This is a genomic window from Arthrobacter sp. MDT2-16 (genome assembly GCF_054510925.1).
In genome coordinates this window covers 1-5,684 of sequence record NZ_JBTNDP010000019.1, presented here as the reverse complement: position 1 = coordinate 5,684, position 5,684 = coordinate 1, and the positions used below count along the sequence as shown (strand labels likewise).

General features: G+C 55.6%; 2 rRNA genes. Both read left to right on the top strand.

Going from position 1 to position 5,684, the window contains the following annotated elements:
• Positions 1-175 precede the first annotated feature (175 nt).
• Positions 176-1,712: ribosomal RNA gene (locus ACX80N_RS17685) — 16S ribosomal RNA — on the top strand.
• A gap of 532 nt (positions 1,713-2,244) precedes the next feature.
• Positions 2,245-5,400 (top strand): 23S ribosomal RNA (locus ACX80N_RS17680).
• Together the 16S and 23S rRNA genes form the textbook arrangement of a ribosomal RNA operon.
• Positions 5,401-5,684 lie beyond the last annotated feature (284 nt).

Genomic DNA, 5,684 nt, shown 5'->3' with positions numbered 1-5,684 from the left:
CTGTTGTTTGAGAACTCAATAGTGTGCCAAGTTTGTTGATACCGATTGTTTTTTGATTGGTTGAATTTGCTGGTTGCCGCATTCTGTGTGGTGGCTGGTTTTTTTGGCTGGTTTCGAATTTTGTGCAGCGTGGTTGTCCCGTTTTCCCGGGTTTCCGTGTTGTGTCTGTGAATCATTTACGGAGAGTTTGATCCTGGCTCAGGATGAACGCTGGCGGCGTGCTTAACACATGCAAGTCGAACGATGATCTCCAGCTTGCTGGGGGGATTAGTGGCGAACGGGTGAGTAACACGTGAGTAACCTGCCCTTGACTCTGGGATAAGCCTGGGAAACCGGGTCTAATACTGGATACGACCTTCTGGCGCATGCCATGTTGGTGGAAAGCTTTTGTGGTTTTGGATGGACTCGCGGCCTATCAGCTTGTTGGTGGGGTAATGGCCTACCAAGGCGACGACGGGTAGCCGGCCTGAGAGGGTGACCGGCCACACTGGGACTGAGACACGGCCCAGACTCCTACGGGAGGCAGCAGTGGGGAATATTGCACAATGGGCGCAAGCCTGATGCAGCGACGCCGCGTGAGGGATGAAGGCCTTCGGGTTGTAAACCTCTTTCAGTAGGGAAGAAGCCGCTCCTTTGGGGGTGGTGACGGTACCTGCAGAAGAAGCGCCGGCTAACTACGTGCCAGCAGCCGCGGTAATACGTAGGGCGCAAGCGTTATCCGGAATTATTGGGCGTAAAGAGCTCGTAGGCGGTTTGTCGCGTCTGCCGTGAAAGTCCGGGGCTTAACTCCGGATCTGCGGTGGGTACGGGCAGACTAGAGTGCAGTAGGGGAGACTGGAATTCCTGGTGTAGCGGTGAAATGCGCAGATATCAGGAGGAACACCGATGGCGAAGGCAGGTCTCTGGGCTGTAACTGACGCTGAGGAGCGAAAGCATGGGGAGCGAACAGGATTAGATACCCTGGTAGTCCATGCCGTAAACGTTGGGCACTAGGTGTGGGGGACATTCCACGTTTTCCGCGCCGTAGCTAACGCATTAAGTGCCCCGCCTGGGGAGTACGGCCGCAAGGCTAAAACTCAAAGGAATTGACGGGGGCCCGCACAAGCGGCGGAGCATGCGGATTAATTCGATGCAACGCGAAGAACCTTACCAAGGCTTGACATGAACCGGAATGATGCAGAGATGTGTCAGCCACTTGTGGCCGGTTTACAGGTGGTGCATGGTTGTCGTCAGCTCGTGTCGTGAGATGTTGGGTTAAGTCCCGCAACGAGCGCAACCCTCGTTCCATGTTGCCAGCGGGTTATGCCGGGGACTCATGGGAGACTGCCGGGGTCAACTCGGAGGAAGGTGGGGACGACGTCAAATCATCATGCCCCTTATGTCTTGGGCTTCACGCATGCTACAATGGCCGGTACAAAGGGTTGCGATACTGTGAGGTGGAGCTAATCCCAAAAAGCCGGTCTCAGTTCGGATTGAGGTCTGCAACTCGACCTCATGAAGTTGGAGTCGCTAGTAATCGCAGATCAGCAACGCTGCGGTGAATACGTTCCCGGGCCTTGTACACACCGCCCGTCAAGTCACGAAAGTTGGTAACACCCGAAGCCGGTGGCCTAACCCCTTGTGGGAGGGAGCCGTCGAAGGTGGGACCGGCGATTGGGACTAAGTCGTAACAAGGTAGCCGTACCGGAAGGTGCGGCTGGATCACCTCCTTTCTAAGGAGCGCCTCAGGTTCATGTGCCCGTCCCAAGTGTCGGGTGTGTGGTCTGCAGGAGTCAGCCCATAGCGCGGGCGTTTGTTCCGCGGTGGGTGCTCATGGGTGGAATATCAATGAATAGGTTTCGCTGCTGGTGTTGGCCGGCTCGAGTACGCCTGGTTTCGGTTCCTGGTGCTGTCCCTTCCTGTTGGTGGGGGTGGTGTTCGGGGGTCGTGGTGGGGTTGGAAAGGGTTGGTTGGTGCGTGGTGGTGGTGATCGTTTGGCACACTGTTGGGTCCTGAGATAACAGGGCTCTTATTTGTCGTTCTCCGGTGTTCGTGCGGGGTTCGGTGGGTGGGATCCGGTTGTTTCTGGTTTCCCGTGCAGGTCCTGCTTGTCCCGTTGGTGGGGTGGGTGGGGGTGTGACGGGGTTGTTGGTTGAGAACTGCATAGTGGACGCGAGCATCTTAAAAAGAAGCAATTTCTAAGATAAATCTGGTTTCGGACGTCATGTTCGGGCCTGGTTTTCTCGATATGTTTTTGATCTTAGTGGTCAAGTTTTTAAGGGCACACGGTGGATGCCTTGGCATCAGGAGCCGAAGAAGGACGTGGGAATCTGCGATAAGCCTGGGGGAGTTGATAACCGAACTTTGATCCCAGGATGTCCGAATGGGGAAACCCCGCCCGGCGCGCGAGTGACCGGGTGACCCGTATCTGAACACATAGGGTACGTGGAGGGAACGTGGGGAAGTGAAACATCTCAGTACCCACAGGAAGAGAAAACAATAGTGATTCCGTCAGTAGTGGCGAGCGAACGCGGATCAGGCTAAACCAGTGGTGTGTGATAGCCGGCGGGCGTTGCATCACTGGGGTTGTGGGACTTTCCGTTCCAGTTCTGCCGGACTGGTGAAATGAGTGCGTGCGTATAGGTGAACGGGTTTGAAAGCCCGGCCGGAGAGGGTGTTAGTCCCGTAACCGTAATGCGTGACGCCGTTTGGAGAGGATCCCAAGTAGCACGGGGCCCGAGAAATCCCGTGCGAATCTGCCAGGACCACCTGGTAAGCCTAAATACTCCCTGATGACCGATAGCGGACCAGTACCGTGAGGGAAAGGTGAAAAGTACCCCGGGAGGGGAGTGAAATAGTACCTGAAACCGTGTGCCTACAAACCGTCGGAGCAGACTTGTATCTGTGACGGCGTGCCTTTTGAAGAATGAGCCTGCGAGTTAGTGTTACGTCGCGAGGTTAACCCGTGTGGGGAAGCCGTAGCGAAAGCGAGTCTGAATAGGGCGGACAAAGTGGCGTGATCTAGACCCGAAGCGAAGTGATCTACCCATGGCCAGGTTGAAGCGACGGTAAGACGTCGTGGAGGACCGAACCCACTTCAGTTGAAAATGGAGGGGATGAGCTGTGGGTAGGGGTGAAAGGCCAATCAAACTTCGTGATAGCTGGTTCTCCCCGAAATGCATTTAGGTGCAGCGTTGCGTGTTTCTTACCGGAGGTAGAGCTACTGGATGGCTAATGGGCCCTACAAGGTTACTGACGTCAGCCAAACTCCGAATGCCGGTAAGTGAGAGCGCAGCAGTGAGACTGTGGGGGATAAGCTTCATAGTCGAGAGGGAAACAGCCCAGACCACCAACTAAGGCCCCTAAGCGTGTGCTAAGTGGGAAAGGATGTGGAGTTGCCCAGACAACCAGGAGGTTGGCTTAGAAGCAGCCACCCTTGAAAGAGTGCGTAATAGCTCACTGGTCAAGTGATTCCGCGCCGACAATGTAGCGGGGCTCAAGTACACCGCCGAAGTTGTGGCATTCACATAGATCCCAAGCCGGAGACTTGCTCTCTTGGTTCAAGGATGTGGATGGGTAGGGGAGCGTCGTGTGGGCAGTGAAGTCGCGGTGGAAACCAGCGGTGGAGCCTACACGAGTGAGAATGCAGGCATGAGTAGCGAAAGACGGGTGAGAAACCCGTCCGCCGAATGATCAAGGGTTCCAGGGTCAAGCTAATCTGCCCTGGGTAAGTCGGGACCTAAGGCGAGGCCGACAGGCGTAGTCGATGGACAACGGGTTGATATTCCCGTACCGGCGAAGAACCGCCAATACTGATCGAGGGACACTAACCGCCAGAAGCATGACCGCCCACCCTTGTGGTGACGTGGTTTTTTGCCGATCGCGGGACCTGATCTCGGGAGGTAAGCGTATTAACAGGTGTGACGCAGGAAGGTAGCCAAGCCGGGCGATGGTAGTCCCGGTCTAAGGATGTAGGGCAGGGCGTAGGCAAATCCGCGTCCTCGTGTTCAGTCACAGGCCTGAGATCTGATGGGACCCCCGCAAGGGGGAATTTGGTGATCCTATGCTGCCGAGAAAAGCATCGGCGCGAGGTTCCAGCCGCCCGTACCCCAAACCGACACAGGTGATCAGGTAGAGAATACTAAGGCGATCGAGAGAATTATGGTTAAGGAACTCGGCAAAATGCCCCCGTAACTTCGGGAGAAGGGGGGCCCCAACTGTGATGGCGACTAGCTCGCCGGAGCGGATCGGGGCCGCAGAGACCAGGGGGAAGCGACTGTTTACTAAAAACACAGGTCCGTGCGAAGTCGCAAGACGATGTATACGGACTGACTCCTGCCCGGTGCTGGAAGGTTAAGAGGACCGGTTAGTTTCACGCTTGCGTGGGACGAAGCTGGGAATTTAAGCCCCAGTAAACGGCGGTGGTAACTATAACCATCCTAAGGTAGCGAAATTCCTTGTCGGGTAAGTTCCGACCTGCACGAATGGAGTAACGACTTCCCCGCTGTCTCAACCATAAACTCGGCGAAATTGCAGTACGAGTAAAGATGCTCGTTACGCGCAGCAGGACGGAAAGACCCCGAGACCTTCACTATAGTTTGGTATTGGTGTTCGGTGTGGCTTGTGTAGGATAGGTGGGAGACTGTGAAGCGTGGACGCCAGTTCACGTGGAGTCATCGTTGAAATACCACTCTGGTCACTCTGGATATCTAACTTCGGCCCGTAATCCGGGTCAGGGACAGTGCCTGATGGGTAGTTTAACTGGGGCGGTTGCCTCCTAAAAAGTAACGGAGGCGCCCAAAGGTTCCCTCAGCCTGGTTGGCAATCAGGTGGCGAGTGTAAGTGCACAAGGGAGCTTGACTGTGAGAGAGACATCTCAAGCAGGGACGAAAGTCGGGACTAGTGATCCGGCGGCACATTGTGGAATGGCCGTCGCTCAACGGATAAAAGGTACCTCGGGGATAACAGGCTGATCTTGCCCAAGAGTCCATATCGACGGCATGGTTTGGCACCTCGATGTCGGCTCGTCGCATCCTGGGGCTGGAGTAGGTCCCAAGGGTTGGGCTGTTCGCCCATTAAAGCGGTACGCGAGCTGGGTTTAGAACGTCGTGAGACAGTTCGGTCCCTATCCGCTGCGCGCGCAGGAAATTTGAGAAGGGCTGTCCTTAGTACGAGAGGACCGGGACGGACGAACCTCTGGTGTGTCAGTTGTACTGCCAAGTGCACCGCTGATTAGCTACGTTCGGATGGGATAACCGCTGAAAGCATCTAAGCGGGAAGCCTGCTTCAAGATGAGATTTCCATACACCTAGAGTGTGAGAGGCCCCCAGCCAGACCACTGGGTTGATAGGCCGGACGTGGAAGCAGGGACTAAAGACCTGTGAAGCTGACCGGTACTAATAAGCCGATAACTTACACCACACACCCACCCCCACCAGGGACGGGAACGAGAACCACGAAGAGGAACACACCGGGCAACCGGGTGAAACCCTCCTCACGGACACTCCAACCCACCACCCCCGGTGACACACGGGGAGGGTGAAGATCGAATGCTACGCGTCCACTATGCGGTTCCCAACCAACAACAGGAACCACCACAAGAAACACCACAGAACCACAACTGAATACTGTTACATCCAGCACGATTGATGTAACCCACCAGACTTACCACCCACCCCCACCAGGGACACCAGGGACACTCCACA